The organism is Streptomyces sp. RG80 (assembly GCF_040446465.1).
GTDB lineage: Bacteria > Actinomycetota > Actinomycetes > Streptomycetales > Streptomycetaceae > Streptomyces.
Window position 1 is genome coordinate 237665 of sequence record NZ_JBEAAJ010000010.1, and the last position, 16344, is coordinate 254008.

The following is a 16344-nucleotide window of genomic DNA, read 5'->3' on the forward strand; positions in this document are numbered from 1 at the left end:
TTTTCCGGATTTCTCAGGACCTGTCGCTCACGGGCCTCAGGCCTTGCGGGCCCGCGTCGTCTTCTTCGCGGGGGCCGCCTTCTTCGTGGCACCGGCCGCCTTCTTCGCCGTGCTGCCGGTGGCCTTGGTCACGGCCGTCCGGGCCGTGACCGTCTTCTTCGCCGTCGACTTGGCCGCGACGGTCTTCTTGGCCGCCGTCTTGCGCGGGGCCTTCACCGAGGACGCGTCGCTGATCCGGTCGGCGCCGAGGATCTCCCGCAGGAACTTGCCGGTGTGGCTGGCGGGGACCCCTGCGACCTCCTCGGGCGTGCCCTCGGCGACGACGAGACCGCCGCCCGCGCCGCCCTCGGGGCCCATGTCGACGACCCAGTCGGCTGTCTTGATCACGTCGAGGTTGTGCTCGATGACGATGACCGTGTTGCCCTTGTCGACCAGACCGGCCAGGACCTTCAGCAGCTTGCTGATGTCCTCGAAGTGCAGACCGGTGGTCGGCTCGTCCAGGACGTAGACCGTGCGACCGGTGGAGCGCTTCTGGAGCTCGCTGGCGAGCTTCACGCGCTGCGCCTCGCCGCCGGACAGGGTGGTCGCGGACTGGCCGAGTCGGACATAGCCGAGACCGACGTCGTTCAGCGTCTTGAGGTGGCGGTTGATCGCCGGGACGGCCTCGAAGAAGTGCATGGCTTCCTCGATGGGCATGTTCAGGACCTCGGCGATGGACCTGCCCTTGTAGTGGACCTCCAGGGTCTCCCGGTTGTATCGGGCACCGTGGCAGACCTCGCACGGGACGTAGACGTCCGGGAGGAAGTTCATCTCGATCTTGATCGTGCCGTCGCCCGCGCAGTTCTCGCAGCGGCCGCCCTTGACGTTGAAGGAGAAGCGACCGGGCAGATAGCCGCGGACCTTCGCCTCGGTCGTCTCGGCGAACAGCTTGCGGACGTGGTCGAAGACACCGGTGTACGTCGCCGGGTTGGACCGCGGGGTGCGGCCGATGGGCGACTGGTCGACGTGGACGACCTTGTCGACGAGGTCGTCGCCGTCCACGCGCGTGTGCCGTCCCGGGACGCTCCTGGCGCCGTTCAGCTCGCGGGCCAGGTGGGTGTACAGGATGTCGTTGACCAGCGTGGACTTGCCCGAGCCGGAGACACCGGTGACCGCCGTGAACACCCCGAGCGGGAACGAGACGTCGATGTCCTGGAGGTTGTTCTCGCGGGCACCGTGCACCGTGAGCCGGCGGGACGGGTCCTGCGGGCGCCGGATGTCGGGCAGCGGGATCGCCTTCCGGCCGGACAGGTACTGCCCGGTCTGCGACTCGGTGTTGGCGAGCAGCTCCTTCAGGGAGCCGCTGTGCACCACCTTGCCGCCGTGCTCGCCGGCGCCGGGGCCGATGTCGACGATCCAGTCGGCGACCTTGATGGTGTCCTCGTCGTGCTCGACGACGATGAGCGTGTTGCCCATGTCGCGGAGCCGGACCAGGGTCTCGATCAGCCGGTGGTTGTCGCGCTGGTGCAGACCGATGGACGGCTCGTCGAGGACGTACAGGACGCCGACGAGTCCGGAGCCGATCTGGGTGGCCAGGCGGATGCGCTGGGCCTCGCCGCCGGAGAGGGTGCCGGCCGCGCGGTTCAGCGACAGATAGTCGAGGCCTACGTCGACCAGGAACCGCAGCCGTTCGTTGACCTCCTTCAGCACTCGCTCGGCGATCTTCTTGTCGCGGGCGTTGAGCTTCAGCTCGCCCAGGAAGTCCGCGCAGTCGCTGATGGACATCCCGGAGACCTCGGCGATCGACTTCCCCATGACGGTGACCGCGAGGACGATCGGCTTCAGGCGTGTGCCCTCACAGGTGGGACAGGGCACCTCGCGCATGTAGCCCTCGAAGCGCTCACGGCTGGCGTCGCTCTCGGACTCGCTGTGCCGGCGCTTGACGAAGGGAACGGCGCCTTCGAAGGGCGTGGTGTAGACCCGCTCGCGTCCGTACCGGTTCCGGTAGCGGACCTCGATCTGCGTCTTGTGGCCGTAGAGGAGGGCCTTCCTGGCGCGCTGCGGCAGGCCCGCGAAGGGGATGTCGGTCCGGAACCCCAGCGCGTCCGCTAGGGCGCCGATCAAGCGGCCGAAGTAGTCCTTGGTGTGCCCGTGCGACCAGGGGTGGATGGCGCCCTCGTCGAGGGACTTGTCCTCGTCCGGGACGATCAGCTCGGGGTCGACCTCCATGCGCGTACCGATGCCGGTGCACTCGGGGCAGGCGCCGAAGGGCGAGTTGAAGGAGAAGGAGCGGGGCTCCAGCTCCTCGAACGACAGGTCGTCGTAGGCGCAGTACAGGTGCTCCGAGTACATGCGCTCGCGCTCGGGGTCGTCCGCGGGCAGGTCGACGAAGTCGAGCACGACCATGCCGCCGGAGAGGCCCAGGGCGGTCTCCACCGAGTCGGTGAGGCGGCGCTTGGCGGAGTCCTTCACCGTGAGACGGTCGATGACCACCTCGATGGTGTGCTTCTCCTGCTTCTTCAGGGTGGGCGGCTCGGAGAGCTGGATGGTCTCGCCGTCCACGCGCGCGCGGCTGTAACCCTTGGTCTGGAGGTCGGCGAACAGGTCGACGAACTCGCCCTTGCGCTCGCGCACGAGCGGCGACAGCACCTGGAAGCGGCTCCCCTCCGGCAGCTCCAGGACCTTGTCGACGATGGCCTGCGGCGACTGGCGCGAGATGGGCCGGCCGCACTCGGGGCAGTGCGGCTTGCCGATGCGCGCGAAGAGCAGGCGCAGGTAGTCGTAGACCTCGGTGATCGTGCCGACCGTCGAGCGCGGGTTGCGGGAGGTCGACTTCTGGTCGATGGAGACCGCGGGCGAGAGACCCTCGATGAAGTCGACGTCCGGCTTGTCCATCTGGCCGAGGAACTGTCGGGCGTACGAGGAGAGCGACTCCACGTAGCGCCGCTGGCCCTCGGCGAAGATCGTGTCGAAGGCCAGGGAGGACTTGCCCGACCCGGACAGGCCCGTGAAGACGATGAGCGAGTCACGCGGCAGGTCGAGCGAGACGTTCTTGAGGTTGTGCTCGCGCGCGCCACGGACGATGAGACGGTCGGCCACGCCGGTCCGCACCTTTCTTGAGAAGAAGTGACAGGGGCGGGGCCCCCGTGCTTTTTCAGACTAGGGGGAGCCACTGACAACGCCGGTCGGATTCCCGGATGCATAACAATCCCCGGCCTTCCAGCATGCCCGACGCCGCTGTCGACCATATAGCACGTGCATTCGATTTGCGGCACTGCTTCACCACCTTCACCCAAAGGTGTGGCGGGGCTAGTGTCAGCAGCATGATTGATCACGCGCATGACCTGGCGTCTGTACGTGACGCGACGGAACGGCTGCTCACCGCAGCGGCCAAACTGGACAACGCGTCGGTGGCCGAGCCGTCACGGCTCCCCGGGTGGACCCGCGGCCATGTCCTGGCTCACCTCGCCCGAAACGCGGACGCCCTCGTGAACGTCTTGGAGGGCCGCCCCATGTACGTCACCGGCGACGCCCGGGACGCCGACATCGAGCGCGACGCTCCGCGCCCCCTGGACGTCCAGCTCACGGATGTCCGGGACAGCGCCGCCCGTTTCCAGGAGGCGGGCGCCGTCCCGGCTGACTGGTCGCGCGTCGTGCAGCTGCGCAACGGGGTCACCGACTCGGCGTCCCGCGTGCCGTTCCGGCGCTGGGTGGAGGTGGAGCTGCACCACGTGGACCTCGGGATCGGGTACGAGCTGGAGGACGTACCCCCGGACTTCGCGCTGCGGGAGATCGACTTCCTCGCCGAGCGGTTCACGGGGCACTCCGACGTACCGCCGACCCGTCTGACGGACGACACGCACGCGTGGACCACGGGCCGGGTGGCGGAGGCACTCGTGGTCACGGTGACCGGCTCCCCCGCCGACCTGCTCGGCTGGCTCGCCGGGCGCCGGGACGGGTCGGCACTGAGGGTGGAGGGCGGCAGGCTGCCGGAGCTTCCGCCGCTCTGAGGACGGGCTTATTCACGAGGGGGCCGCCGGGGCACCTCGGCAGCCCCCTCGCGCCCTCCCCGCTATAGGCTGCCGCCATGACGTACAGCGGACAGGTGACGGTCGGCGGCCCGGCGGACGTGCACGAGCTCAAGGACCTGATGATCACCAAGATCGCGGTCGGCCCGATGAACAACAACGCCTATCTGCTCCGCTGCCGGGCCACCGACGAGCAGCTGCTGATCGACGCGGCGAACGACGCGGACGCGCTGCTCGGCACGATCGGTGACGACGGCATCGCGTCTGTCGTCACCACGCACCAGCACGGCGACCACTGGCAGGCCCTCGCCCGGGTCGTCGAGGCCACCGGCGCCCGTACGTACGCGGGCCGGGAGGACGCCGACGGCATCCCCGTGCCGACCGATGTCCTCGTCGACGACGGCGACACGATCCGGGTGGGGCGCGTGGAGCTGACCGCGCGTCATCTGGTCGGGCACACGCCGGGCTCGATCGCCCTCGTCTACGACGACCCGCACGGCCACCCCCATGTGTTCACCGGCGACTGTCTGTTCCCCGGCGGAGTGGGCAACACCCGCAAGGATCCCGAGGCGTTCGCGAGCCTGATCCACGACGTGGAGACGAAGATCTTCGAGGTCCTGCCGGACGAGACATGGGTCTACCCCGGCCACGGCAACGACACGACGCTCGGCGCGGAGCGCCCTCAGCTGCCGGAGTGGCACGCGCGCGGGTGGTGATCGGCCGGGGGGGGCGCGCAAGGCCTCCAGGCTCCCGCCCGGCGCGCTTCGACGGGCACGCGCCCCGCTTGATGCTCACGCGCCCCGCGCGCAACACGCCTTCACGCGCTGCTTCTTCACGCCCCCGGCGTGCAGGCCTTCGCACGCGCCCCGTGTGAACCGTTCGCACATCTCGATGTCCTGCGCACGCTCCCCGCGCACATGGTTGCGCGGTCAACTGGTGGCAGCCCCGCACAGGATGACGGCTCCTGCGCGGCACGGGCCGCCGGTCTTCCGATCCCCGCCCTCGACCGGCGGCCCCGGCAACGCGCACAGGGGGCGTTCACAAGAACGCAACACCTGTTCCCAGTATGCGGACAAATCCCGTCGTGACCTCGACAAACAGGGCGACCTGCTGTCAATCTCCCGCCATGCACCTCGCCCCCCGCACACTGCGCCGCGCCGTCGCCGCCGCGACCATAGCCCTGCTCGCCACCGCCGTCGGCTGCGCCCCGCAGCCGGAGGAGGACTCGGCCGCCAAGCCTTCGGGGTCGTCGACCGGCACGACGTGCGCGAAGGGCAAGCTGGCCACCGAGACCTCCGGCAAGCTGACGATCGCCACCGACGAGCCGGCCTACGAGCCGTGGTTCAAGGACGACAAGCCCGCCAACGGCAAGGGGTTCGAGTCGGCGGTCGCGTACGCCGTGGCGGACCAGCTCGGTTACGACAAGAGTGCCGTCGTCTGGCAGAGCGTTCCGTTCAACAAGGCGTTCGCGCCCGGGGAGAAGACGTTCGACTTCGACATCAACCAGGTGTCCATCAGCGCCGAGCGCAAGAAGGCCGTGGACTTCTCGTCCGGCTACTACGACGTGCGCCAGGCCGTCATCGCGCTCAAGGGCACCAAGGGGGCGAAGGCGACGAGCATCGCGGACCTCAAGGGGCTCAAGCTGGGCGCCCAGGTCGGCACCACCAGCCTCGACTACATCGAGGACGTGGTGAAGCCGAGTCGGAAGGCGGCCGCCTACGCCAAGAACGACCAGGCCAAGTCGGCCCTGAAGAACGGCCAGGTGGACGCCATCGTCGTCGACCTGCCGACCGCGTTCTACATCACCGCGGCCGAGGTGACGGACGCCGAGATCGTCGGCCAGTTCGAGAACCAGGGCGGTACGCCGGAGCAGTTCGGCCTCGTCCTCGACAAGGGCAGCGCGCTCACCTCCTGCGTGACCGACGCCGTCGACACCCTGCGGAAGAACGGCACCCTGGCCAAGATCGAGCAGCAGTGGCTGTCCGACGCCGTCGACGCCCCGGTGCTCAAGTGACGCTCACGAAGGACGAGTCCGGCGCGGGGACGCCGGACTCGGAGGACTCGTACACGCCCTCCGAGCGGCGGCTCGAGCGGGAGCGCCACAAGCGCGCCCGGTCCCGCCGCGCCACGGCGATCGCCGCGCTCTCGACGCTCGTCACGACCGTCGTCCTCTATCTGGTTGTGGTGAACGCGCCGGGCTGGTCGCGCACCAAGGAGACTTTCTTCAACGGGGAGTACGCGCGCGAGGCGTTCCCCAAGGTCCTCGAAGGGCTGTGGCTCAACCTCCGGCTGCTGCTGATCTGCGGCGTGGCCGTGCTCGTCCTCGGCATGCTCATCGCCATCGCCCGCACCCTGCGCGGTCCGGTGTTCTTCCCGTTGCGGGTGCTGGCCGCCGCCTACACGGACTTCTTCCGGGGCCTCCCGCTCATCATCAACCTCATGATCGTCGTCCTCGGCGTCCCGGCCCTGCGACTCCAGGGCGTGACCGTCGACCCGGTGCTGCTGGGCGGCACCGCGCTGACGCTGACGTACTCGGCCTATGTCGCCGAGGTGTTCCGTGCCGGCATCGAGTCCATCCACCCCTCGCAGCGCGCCGCGGCCCGCTCGCTGGGCCTGACCAACCGGCAGGCGCTGCGGCACGTGGTACTGCCACAGGCCGTACGCCGTCAGGTGCCGCCCCTGCTCAACGACATGGTGTCGCTGCAGAAGGACACCGGGCTCGTGTCGATCGGCGGTGCGGTGGACGCCGTACGGGCCGCCGACATCATCGTGGGCCGCAGCCTCAACTACACGCCGTACATCGTCGCGGGCCTGGTCTTCGTCGCGCTGACCATCCCGATGACCCGGTTCACGGACTGGGTGACGGCCCGGATGGACCGCCGGCGGGCCCAGGGAGGGACCACATGAGCGACGCACCCGTGCTGCGGATGGAGTCCGTCCGCAAGACGTTCGGCGAGACGGTCGTGCTGCGGGACGTCGATCTGGAGGTCGCCCCGCACACCGTGACCGCGCTGATCGGCGCCTCCGGTTCCGGCAAGTCCACGCTGCTGCGTTGCGCGAACCTCCTGGAGGAGATCGACGACGGGGCGATCTGGCTGGACGGCGAGGAGATCACCGACCCGCGGGTGGACCAGGACACGGTACGGCGCCGTATCGGCGTGGTCTTCCAGGCGTACAACCTGTTCCCGCACATGACGGTCCTGGAGAACATCACGCTCGCCCCGCGGCGGGTGCACGGTGTGTCCCGCGCGGAGGCCGAGGAGCGCGGCAAGGAGCTGCTGGAACGGCTCGGGCTCGGCGGGAAGGCCGCGGAGTACCCGGACCGGCTGAGCGGCGGTCAGCAGCAGCGGGTCGCGATCGTGCGCGCACTCGCCGTACGCCCTCGGCTGCTGCTGCTCGACGAGATCACCGCCGCCCTCGACCCGGAGCTCGTGGGTGAGGTGCTCAACGTCGTCCGCGATCTCAAGGGCGAGGGCATGACCATGGTGCTGGCCACCCACGAGATGGGCTTCGCCCGCGATGTCGCCGACCAGGTTTGTTTTCTGGACGGAGGCGTGGTGCTGGAGCGCGGGACGGCCGAGCAGATCTTCGGTGACCCGCGGCAGGAGCGCACGCAGCGCTTCCTGCGGCGGATCGTGGAGGCGGGGCGCCTGTAGGCGAGGCAGGGCGCCCTGTAACAGGCGCCCACCGGGAGGGCGGGACTTACCGCCCTTTACGCCTCGGCCTGTCCCGTCCCCGCCAGCGCCGCCACCCGCTCCACTCCGAACGCGTATCCCTGCACGCCACAGCCCGCGATGACGCCGTCGGCGCGCAGGGAGACGTAGGAGTGGTGCCGGAAGGACTCGCGCTGGTGGATGTTGGAGATGTGGACCTCGAGGACCGGCAGTCCGTCGCAGGTGTTGAGTGCGTCCAGAATCGCGACCGACGTGTGCGAGTAGGCGCCGGGGTTGATGACGATCCCGCAGTGGTTCAGGCGCGCCTCGTGGATCCAGTCGACCAGCTCTCCCTCGTGGTTGGACTGCCGGAAGTCGACCGTGCCGCCGTGCGCGGCCGCGGTCTTGGCGCACAGGGCCTCGACGTCGGCGAGGGTGTCGGAACCGTAGATCTCCGGCTGGCGCTGTCCGAGCAGGTTCAGGTTGGGGCCGTTGAGAATCATGATCGGGGCGTGGGCCAGGGTGCGGGGCACGGTTCCTCCGGTCCGGTAGCGGGTGGGCGATCCGTTGAAGACCGCTGCTCAGACCCCGGTCTATCACGGTGCACGGAGCGGACGGAGGCCCGTACGCTCCTCGGATGGCGACGATCTCGTACCCACCCAAGCCCTCCCCCGGTGACCGCGTGGCCGTCATCTCGGCCGGTGCCGGGCTGCCCGAGCTGTTCCCGCGCCCCTTCGAACTGGGCCTGGAGCGACTGCGTGAGGACTACGGCCTCGTCCCCGTCGAGTACCCGACCACGCGCAAGATGGGCACGAGCCCGCGGGAGCGCGCCGACGACATCCACGCGGCTTTCTCCGATCCCTCCGTCAAGGCGGTCTTCGCGTCGATCGGCGGCGACGACCAGATCACCGTGCTGCCGTATCTGGACCGGGAGTTGATCCGGGCGAACCCGAAGCCGTTCTTCGGGACGAGCGACAACACCAACCTGCTGATGTATCTGCGCAACACCGGGATCGTCGGGTTCCACGGCTCGACGGTGATGTGCGAGCTGGGCCGCCCGGGCGCCATGAACCCGCTGACCGCCGACTCCCTACGGGCCGCCCTGTTCACCTCCGGCGAGTACGAACTGAGGCCCGCCGACCGCTGGAACGACGTCGACCGCGACTGGGCCGACCCGGCGACCTTCGCATCGGAGCCCGGTACCAAGCCCGGCAGCGGCTGGACCTGGGTGAACCCCGGCCGAGTGATCGAGGGCCGCACTTGGGGCGGCAACCTGGAGATCCTCGGCTGGCTCCTGATGGCCGACCGCGAGATCGCACGCGACCCGAGCGAGTACGACGGCGGGGTGCTGCTTCTGGAGACCTCGGAGGAACTGCCCAGCGCCACGGAGGTCTTCCGCACCCTGCGCAACATGGGCGAGCGCGGCCTGCTCCAGCGCTTCTCCGCGCTCCTGATGGCCCGCGCCAAGACCTGGTCCTTCGAGCGGCCCAACAGCCCGCAGGAGGCCGCCCGTTACGCTTCCGAGCAGCAGGAGGCGGTGCTGCGTGCGATGCGGGCGTACGCCCCCGACGCCACGATCGTCTTCGACGTCGACTTCGGGCACACCGACCCGCAACTGGTCATCCCCTACGGCGGTCTCGTCCGCGTCGACGGCCCTGCCCGGCGCCTCACGGTCACCTACTGACCCGGAGGGCACGCCTCCACGCGCGCCCCGTAACCCGTGGTCACCGTGGGTAGTTGACGCGGCATGCACGATGCACGCACCGTAAGGGCGCCCTCCATGCCACGGCTCGCGGCCGCCTCCCTCGCCGGGACCGCCATCGAGTTCTACGACTTCTTCGTCTACGGGACCGCGGCGGCGCTGGTGCTGGGCCCGCTGTTCTTCCCGACGTTCTCGCCGCTCGCGGGGACGCTGGCCGCGTTCGGCACGTTCGGGGTGGGGTTCGTCGCCCGGCCGCTGGGTTCGGTGCTGTTCGGGCACATCGGGGACCGGCACGGGCGGCGGCCGGTCCTCGTGGCCTCGCTGTTGCTGACCGGCGGCGCCACGGTCGCGGTCGGCTGCGTACCGACGTACGACTCGATCGGGGTGGCCGCTCCCCTGCTGCTGCTCGTGCTGCGCTTCCTTCAGGGGCTCGGCCTCGGCGGGGAGTGGGGCGGAGCCGTACTGCTGACGGCGGAGCACGCGCCGCCCGAGCGGCGGGCCCTCTGGTCGAGCTTCCCGCAGATCGGGCCCGCGGTGGGCTTCCTGCTCGCCAACGGCGTGATGCTCGTCCTCTCCGCGGCGCTGACCGAGGCCCAGTTCGCCGCCTGGGGTTGGCGGGTGCCCTTCTGGGCGGCAGGCGCGCTGGCCGTGGCGGGGCTGTGGCTGCGCTCCTCGCTCACCGAGAGCCCGAGCTTCCTCGAGATCGACGACCACGCGCGCGTGCCGCTCGTCGAAGTGGTCCGCCACCACTGGCGGCTCGTCCTGCTGACCGCGGGGGCGCTCGCGGTCGGCTATGCGCTCTTCTACGCCGTCACGACCTGGTCGCTCGCCTATGCGACGGAACGGCTGGGGGTGGGCCGTACGGTCATGCTGGCCTGCATCATGGCCGCGGTCCTGGTGAAGGGCTCGCTCACCCCGGTGATGGCGCTGCTCGGCGACCGGTACGGGCGGCGGCCGTTGTGTCTGACCGGGTGTGCGGCGGCGGCCCTGTGGATGTTCCCGATGGTCGCGCTGCTCTCGACCGGCGAGCCGCTGCTGATGTTCGTGGGGTTCCTGGGCGCGATGCTCGCGTTCATCACGATGTTCGCGGTGATCGCCGCGTATCTGCCGGAGCTCTACGAGCCGCGGGTGCGCTGCACGGGCGCCGCGGTCGGCTACAACCTCGGCGGGGTCCTGGGCGGCGCGCTCACTCCGATCGTGGCGACGGCGCTCGCCGAGCAGGGCGGCCGGGTGCCGTGGGGTGTGGGGGCGTATCTGACGGGGATCGCGCTGCTGAGCCTGGGGTGTTTCGCGCTGCTGCCGGAGACCCGTCCGGTGCCGGCGGTCGCCGCGCCGGAGCCGGTCATGGATTGATCGCCAGCTCCAGATAGGCCGCGAACAGCACCAGGTGTACGCCGCCCTGGAGCGGGGTCGCCCGGCCCGGCACCACGGTCAGGGAACTGACGACCACTGTCAGGGCGAGCAGCACCATGTGGGCGGAGCCCAGTCCGAGGACGAGCGGGCCGTCGAGCCAGATGGAGGCCAGGGCGACCGCGGGAATGGTCAGGCCGATGCTGGCCATCGCCGAGCCGAGCGCGAGGTTGAGGCTGGTCTGCACCCGGTCGCGGCGGGCGGAGCGCAGCGCGGCGATGGTCTCGGGGAGCAGCACCAGCAGGGCGATGATCACACCGACGACGGCGTGCGGCAGCCCGGCGGCCTCCACCCCGGACTCGATGGTGGGCGACACACCCTTGGCCAGACCGACGACGCCGATCAGGGCCAGGCCCAGCAGCCCGAGGCTGATCTGTGCGGTGCGGGCGGTCGGCGCGTCGGCGTGGTCGTCGACGGTGATGACCTCGCCCTGGCGGGTGATGGGGAGGAAGTAGTCGCGGTGCCGCACGGTCTGGGTCGCCACGAACAGGCCGTACAGGACCAGCGAGGAGAACGCGGCGAAGGTCAGCTGCACACCGGAGAACTCGGGGCCCGGCTTGCTGGTCGTGAAGGTCGGCAGCACCAGGCTGAGCGTGGCGAGGGTGGCGACCGTCGCGAGGGCGGCGCCGGTGCCCTCGGGGTTGAAGACGGCGATGCCGTGGCGCAGGGAGGCGACCAGGAGGCAGATGCCGACGATGCCGTTGCAGGTGATCATCACGGCCGCGAAAACGGTGTCCCGGGCGAGGGTCGAACCCTTGTCGCCGCCGTCGGCCATCAGGGTGACGATGAGGGCGACCTCGATGATGGTGACGGCGACGGCGAGGACGAGCGAGCCGAAGGGTTCGCCGACCCGGTGGGCGACCACCTCGGCGTGGTGCACGGCGGCCAGGACGGCGCCCGCGAGGACCACGGTCACCAGGGCGACGATCGCGCCCGGCAGGTCACGCCCCCAGGTGAACGCCAGGAGCACGACCGCGAGCACCGGCACGAGGATCGTCCACTGGGTGGTGAGCGCCCTGAGCCGAGTGACCATGCGGTGATCGTCGCAAAGGTGGCGGGGGCCCGCACGCCGGCCGTTTCGGACCCCGCCACGGGCACGGGCTACTTGAGCTCGCGCGAGTCCACCAGGTCGCAGTTGGTGAAGCGGGGCGGCCGGGTACACAGCGCACCCAGTTGCTCGGCCATCTTGGCGGTCTCGGGACGCTCGTTGTTGCGCATGGCCTCCTCGTACGACTCGAACTCGATCACCGCGAGGTAGCGCCCGGGAGTGTCACGGTCCTTGAGGAGGATGCGGTGGCTGGGGCCACCCTCCTGGCCCGCGCCGCGCTGCCTGGCGTCTTCGAGCAGCTGCTCCATCTCGTCGAGCCGCTCGGTTTCGAAGTCGATGATCTGCACGAACTTCATGACTGCCTCCGCCGGTCACGGCGTCCCCCGGCAGGGAACGCGCACAGAACCAAGCAAGCACCGGGAGCGGTGCGCGGCAATTCGCCACGAGTCGCTCCCGGTGCTGGTTGTTTCTACGACCGACGTGGTCAGACGTCGATGCTGTCCTTCGGAGCGCCATCGCTCTGCGCCTGCGCCGCCTCGGCCGCCGCCTGCTTCTTGGAAGCGCGGAGGCTGGTGATCGTGGTGACGATCAGGACCCCGCAGATCACGCCGAGGGAGACCGGGATCGAGATCTCCGGGACGTGGACGCCGGACTCGTGCAGGGCGTGCAGCACCAGCTTGACGCCGATGAAGCCGAGGATGATCGACAGGCCGTAGCTGAGGTGGACCAGCTTCCGCAGCAGACCGCCGATGAGGAAGTACAGCTGACGCAGACCCATCAGCGCGAACGCGTTGGCCGTGAAGACGATGTACGGGTCCTGCGTGAGGCCGAAGATCGCGGGGATGGAGTCGAGGGCGAAGAGCACGTCGGTGGTGCCGATCGCGAGCATGACGACCAGCATCGGGGTCATGATCCGCTTGCCGTTCTCCTCGATCCACAGCTTGGTGCCGTGGTACCGGTCGGCGACACCGAAGCGGCGCTCGGCGGCCTTGAGGAGCTTGTTCTCCTCGAACTCCTCGTCCTCCTCGTCGGCTCGGGCCTCCTGGATGAGCTTCCAGGCGGTCCAGATGAGGAAGGCGCCGAAGATGTAGAACACCCACGCGAAGCTGGCGAGGATCGCGGCACCCGCGGCGATGAAGATGGCCCTCAGCACCAGGGCTATGAGGACACCGACGAGCAGGACCCGCTGCTGGTACTGCGAGGGGACCGCGAACTTCGCCATGATCAGGACGAAGACGAAGAGGTTGTCGACGCTCAGGGACTTCTCGGTGATGAAGCCCGCGAAGAACTCTCCGCCGGCCTGGCCACCGCCGAAGATGAGCAGGCCGAGCCCGAAGAGGCCGGCCAGGGCGATCCAGACGATCGTCCAGATTCCGGCTTCCTTGATGGACACGTCGTGCGGCTTGCGGCCGATGAAGAAGTCGACCGCGATCAGGGCGGCGAGGCCCACGATCGTCAGGACCCACAGGGTCACGGAAACATCCATTACTGCGCCTCCGGCAATACGTAACGGCAAATAACCAGCGTCGTCGCGCTGCCGGAGGTCTCTTCCACCCAGGGTGGGCCGACGCCCCGGGATTCAGGCCTGATCCGAATGGCCTGATCCGTATTGACGGGAACGCCGCATCGACAGGGAGTACTCCCCTCCGTGAAGACAACCGTACCCCAATCACCAAGGAACGGTAAAGTGATTGGCAAAAGAAAGGTCAAAGTGCCTGGTCGGGCGACTTTACGTATGCTTGGTACGGGCCACCGCCACCAGTTGGAGGACCCGCTGGAGGACCTGGCTGCCCGACGGCACGAGCGAGGGCTCGTACGTCCAGGCGTGCCCCACCCACGGGTCGGCGAGGTGGTCGTCGGGCACCGGCGTCAGTCGCAGCAGCGAACGCCACAGCGGGTCGAGCAACGGGCCGTACGCCGAGGCCTCCTCGCGGTCCGCGACCATCAGCAGATGGACGCCGACCGCCGGGCCCTCGTCGGCGAGGTAGCGCAGCTGGGTCACGGCACGGTCGTCGAAGCCGTGCGGGAAGTCGTTGACGATCAGCAGCTGCTCGGCGGTGTCGAAGCCGGGCGGGAGCGCGTCGGACGCACCGCCGCGCACCGCCATCTGCACCAGATCGACGCGCTGGGTGAGCCGGGCGAGGACGTCCGTCACACCCGCCGCGCCGACGGCGGGCGGACCCGCGAGCACGCCGGGCTGTACCAGCGGCACCAGCGCCTGACCTCCCGAGCCCGCCGGGTCGATGACGTGCACGGCGAACTCACCCGCCGGGTAGACGGCGAGCAGCCGGGCCGCGATCGCCACCGCGGTGTCCATGGCCAGACGCTTGACTTCATGGGAGTCGGTGAACGAGCCGTCGATCGTGCCGGCCCGCCCGCTGTCGATCCACAGCCCGCGCTCCAGCGGCAGCCTGACCAGCATCGGGATGCTGACAGCCGGGGCCTCGGGCAGATGGAGGTCGCCCAGGCGCAGGGCCATGGGGATCTCCATCGGCACCCGGTAGTTGTGCCAGACGGGGTTGTCCCAGCGGGCGTACGCCGCCGGTAGCGCGGGTTCCACGACGTCGGCCTCGGCGGCGAGCTGGGCGAGGTCCCGGTCGAGGACCGCCTGGGCCTGCTCGACGAGCTGGGCGTGCTTGGCGCGGGCCGCCTCGCGCGCGGCGTCGCCCTGGCCGCCGATCCGGCTGCGCGGGTCGGACAAGGCCTGGTCGAGTTCCTTCTCCATGCGCGAGTCGGCGAAGTCGACGGCACTGCGGTACGCGGCCGTGCTGCGGGCCAGGTCCTCGAACATGCCCCACACCTGGTTGTAGAGCCGCTCGTCCATGGACCAGCCGGTCGCGTCCCCCGCGACGGGCTGCTGGGGCTGTCCGGGCTGCGCCGGGGGCGCGGTCGGCGGGGGCGGCGGCGGTGCGGTGGTCTGTCGGCGCGGGTGGCTGTAGTCGACCGGGCCGCCCGCGGTGGGCGTCGTGGGTGCGGACGGCTGGGTGGCCGCGGCGGGGTCCGTGGAGCCCTGCGGGGTGCCCTGCGCGCCGTGCGGAGTGGTGGACCGGCCGGATGTCTGCCCACCGTAGGGAGAGATCGGCGGCTGTGGTGGTACGGGGCTCTGCGGGGCCGTACCCGCCTGGTCGGAGCCGAGCGCCGGGGCGGCCGTCTGCCGGGAGCGGTCGCCGTCGGCGGTGCGCGTCGGCGCCGGTACGGAGCGGGCCAACCCCTGCGCCACGGCCTCGTTGATGCTGCCGGCGAGGGTGTGGGCCTCCGGCAGGCCCTGGTCGGCGAGAAGGTCGGCGAGGCCGTCGGCGTACCCCTGGCCGACCGCGCGCACCTTCCAGGCGTCCTGGCGGCGGTAGAGCTCCAGGGCGACGACGGCCGACTCCGCCTCCAGGCCGGTGATGGTGTAGCTGGCGACCTCCGTGCCGTCGAGGCCGGTGACCGCGACGAAGGGGGCGGCGAGACCGCCGAAGCGGGCCGGGCCCGCCACCCCGGTGGGCAGCGCGAGCAGCACGCTGATCCGGTGCACGGCCTCCGGCATGGCGCCCAGATCCACCGCGAGGCGGTGATCGGCGGCGGCCTGCCGGGAGACCTCGAGACCGGGCAGGGTGGGTGCGCCCGGATGGGCCACCCACTCCACGCCGTGGACCTTGCCCTGCTCGTCGCTGAGCGTGGCCCCGGCCACGATCGGCTTGCCGGCCGAGACCCGGATCTCGAGACGGGCCTGGGAGAGCGGGTGGTTCTGCCCCCGCACCAGCTCGGCCGTCATGCCTTCGTCCCCCTGTGTCGCTGTTCGGTGTCGGGTGCCGCCGACGCGGCCTACAGGTGCGGCAGGATCGCCGGCATCAGGTCCTGGAAGGTGCGGCCGTTGGCGGGAGTGCCGAGGGCCGTCATCGTCCAACCGGGGCCCGTACGGTGCACCTTCGCCATGATCTGCGCCGTGTAGGCGCCGCCGCCGGCGAGGGTGTAGCGGGCCAGCTCCTGGCCGTTGGTCTCGTCGACCAGACGGCAGAACGCGTTCTGCACCTCCTGGAACGTCTGGCCCGTGAAGGAGTTCACGGTGAAGACGATCTGGTCGATATGGACCGGGATACGCGCCAGGTCCACGAGGATCGCCTCGTCGTCGCCGCCCTGTCCGACACCGCCGACGAGGTTGTCACCGGTGTGGCGCACCGAGCCGTCGTCGCTCACCAGGTGGCGGAAGAAGACGACGTCGACCGGCTGCTTGTCCGCGAAAAGGACGGCCGAGGCGTCGAGGTCGATCTCCCGGGTGCGCGAGCCGAACAGGCCGCGACGGGGAGCCGCCTGCCAGCCGAGACCCATGCGCACAGAAGTCAGGCTGCCGCCGTCGTTCTTCTGAAGACTGATGGCCTGACCCTTGGTCATGTTGACGGTCACGCGCTGATTCCCCTCTCGAACTGTCCCCTGTTGCCGCGGAGTGCGCGGTTGACCAGAACCCTACTGAGGGGCACTGACAGTGCCGCTACCCAGGTCGGCACTTTGTGTCGGTCTTGCAACACAGCGCGTGGGAAGCGG

Annotated in this window: 14 protein-coding genes; 7 read left to right on the plus strand and 7 right to left on the minus strand. The window is 70.0% G+C overall.

Annotation, left to right across the window (positions count from 1 at the left end; all coding sequences use genetic code 11):
• Positions 1 to 36: 36 nt before the first annotated feature.
• The gene (gene uvrA / locus ABKA17_RS33420) at positions 37 to 3078 is read right to left on the minus strand and encodes an excinuclease ABC subunit UvrA (RefSeq protein ID WP_353696063.1); all 3042 of its coding nucleotides are present in this window, start codon (positions 3076 to 3078) and stop codon (positions 37 to 39) included.
• A 224-nt stretch (positions 3079 to 3302) separates the two neighbouring features.
• Here uvrA and ABKA17_RS33425 point away from each other — a divergent pair, with 224 nt between their 5' ends.
• From ABKA17_RS33425 to ABKA17_RS33445, 5 genes are all read left to right on the plus strand, one after another.
• The gene (locus tag ABKA17_RS33425; RefSeq protein WP_353696064.1) at positions 3303 to 3989 is read left to right on the plus strand and encodes a maleylpyruvate isomerase family mycothiol-dependent enzyme; all 687 of its coding nucleotides are present in this window, start codon (positions 3303 to 3305) and stop codon (positions 3987 to 3989) included.
• A 77-nt stretch (positions 3990 to 4066) separates the two neighbouring features.
• Positions 4067 to 4723, plus strand: a complete 657-nt coding sequence (locus ABKA17_RS33430) for an MBL fold metallo-hydrolase (protein ID WP_353696065.1) — start codon at positions 4067 to 4069, stop codon at positions 4721 to 4723.
• A gap of 410 nt (positions 4724 to 5133) precedes the next feature.
• Positions 5134 to 6021 (plus strand): ABC transporter substrate-binding protein, encoded by an 888-nt coding sequence (locus ABKA17_RS33435; protein WP_353696066.1) that lies wholly within the window; start codon positions 5134 to 5136, stop codon positions 6019 to 6021.
• Positions 6018 to 6914: an amino acid ABC transporter permease gene (locus ABKA17_RS33440; protein ID WP_353696067.1), complete on the plus strand. Its 897-nt coding sequence runs from the start codon at positions 6018 to 6020 to the stop codon at positions 6912 to 6914. The genes ABKA17_RS33435 and ABKA17_RS33440 overlap by 4 nt, the downstream gene beginning before the upstream one ends.
• Positions 6911 to 7663: an amino acid ABC transporter ATP-binding protein gene (locus ABKA17_RS33445; protein ID WP_353696068.1), complete on the plus strand. Its 753-nt coding sequence runs from the start codon at positions 6911 to 6913 to the stop codon at positions 7661 to 7663. The genes ABKA17_RS33440 and ABKA17_RS33445 overlap by 4 nt, the downstream gene beginning before the upstream one ends.
• A gap of 56 nt (positions 7664 to 7719) precedes the next feature.
• On the opposite strand, the gene aroQ is transcribed toward ABKA17_RS33445, so the two are convergent.
• Positions 7720 to 8193 (minus strand): type II 3-dehydroquinate dehydratase, encoded by a 474-nt coding sequence (gene aroQ, locus ABKA17_RS33450; RefSeq protein ID WP_353696069.1) that lies wholly within the window; start codon positions 8191 to 8193, stop codon positions 7720 to 7722.
• Between the two features lie 104 nt (positions 8194 to 8297).
• Between aroQ and ABKA17_RS33455 the strand changes: the two genes are divergently transcribed.
• Positions 8298 to 9344, plus strand: coding sequence for a S66 family peptidase (locus ABKA17_RS33455; protein ID WP_353696070.1), 1047 nt, complete (start codon positions 8298 to 8300; stop codon positions 9342 to 9344).
• 63 nt (positions 9345 to 9407) lie between these two features.
• The gene (locus ABKA17_RS33460; RefSeq protein WP_353696071.1) at positions 9408 to 10715 is read left to right on the plus strand and encodes an MFS transporter; all 1308 of its coding nucleotides are present in this window, start codon (positions 9408 to 9410) and stop codon (positions 10713 to 10715) included.
• Here ABKA17_RS33460 and ABKA17_RS33465 read toward each other — a convergent pair.
• The 5 genes from ABKA17_RS33465 to ABKA17_RS33485 form a co-directional block, all read right to left on the minus strand.
• On the minus strand, positions 10705 to 11805 hold the full coding sequence (locus ABKA17_RS33465; RefSeq protein ID WP_353696072.1) for a calcium:cation antiporter: 1101 nt from the start codon (positions 11803 to 11805) through the stop codon (positions 10705 to 10707). The genes ABKA17_RS33460 and ABKA17_RS33465 overlap by 11 nt on opposite strands.
• A 68-nt stretch (positions 11806 to 11873) precedes the next feature.
• A complete protein-coding gene (locus ABKA17_RS33470; RefSeq protein ID WP_353696073.1) occupies positions 11874 to 12176 on the minus strand; it encodes a hypothetical protein in 303 nt (100 codons plus the stop codon).
• A gap of 128 nt (positions 12177 to 12304) precedes the next feature.
• Positions 12305 to 13306 (minus strand): TerC/Alx family metal homeostasis membrane protein, encoded by a 1002-nt coding sequence (locus tag ABKA17_RS33475; protein WP_353696074.1) that lies wholly within the window; start codon positions 13304 to 13306, stop codon positions 12305 to 12307.
• A gap of 243 nt (positions 13307 to 13549) precedes the next feature.
• On the minus strand, positions 13550 to 15577 hold the full coding sequence (locus tag ABKA17_RS33480) for a TerD family protein (RefSeq protein ID WP_353696075.1): 2028 nt from the start codon (positions 15575 to 15577) through the stop codon (positions 13550 to 13552).
• 50 nt (positions 15578 to 15627) lie between these two features.
• A complete protein-coding gene (locus ABKA17_RS33485) occupies positions 15628 to 16206 on the minus strand; it encodes a TerD family protein (RefSeq protein WP_046263565.1) in 579 nt (192 codons plus the stop codon).
• Positions 16207 to 16344: the final 138 nt, after the last annotated feature.

What these genes read in the sequence shown, in the direction of transcription:
- ABKA17_RS33475 (WP_353696074.1), bottom strand. Translation starts at nt 13,306, where the DNA reads ATGGATGTTTCCGTGACCCTGTGGGTCCTGACGATCGTGGGCCTCGCC.
- ABKA17_RS33435 (WP_353696066.1), top strand. Translation starts at nt 5,134, where the DNA reads ATGCACCTCGCCCCCCGCACACTGCGCCGCGCCGTCGCCGCCGCGACC.
- ABKA17_RS33430 (WP_353696065.1), top strand. Translation starts at nt 4,067, where the DNA reads ATGACGTACAGCGGACAGGTGACGGTCGGCGGCCCGGCGGACGTGCAC.
- ABKA17_RS33455 (WP_353696070.1), top strand. Translation starts at nt 8,298, where the DNA reads ATGGCGACGATCTCGTACCCACCCAAGCCCTCCCCCGGTGACCGCGTG.
- ABKA17_RS33460 (WP_353696071.1), top strand. Translation starts at nt 9,408, where the DNA reads ATGCACGATGCACGCACCGTAAGGGCGCCCTCCATGCCACGGCTCGCG.
- ABKA17_RS33425 (WP_353696064.1), top strand. Translation starts at nt 3,303, where the DNA reads ATGATTGATCACGCGCATGACCTGGCGTCTGTACGTGACGCGACGGAA.
- ABKA17_RS33480 (WP_353696075.1), bottom strand. Translation starts at nt 15,577, where the DNA reads ATGACGGCCGAGCTGGTGCGGGGGCAGAACCACCCGCTCTCCCAGGCC.
- ABKA17_RS33470 (WP_353696073.1), bottom strand. Translation starts at nt 12,176, where the DNA reads ATGAAGTTCGTGCAGATCATCGACTTCGAAACCGAGCGGCTCGACGAG.
- ABKA17_RS33465 (WP_353696072.1), bottom strand. Translation starts at nt 11,805, where the DNA reads ATGGTCACTCGGCTCAGGGCGCTCACCACCCAGTGGACGATCCTCGTG.
- ABKA17_RS33445 (WP_353696068.1), top strand. Translation starts at nt 6,911, where the DNA reads ATGAGCGACGCACCCGTGCTGCGGATGGAGTCCGTCCGCAAGACGTTC.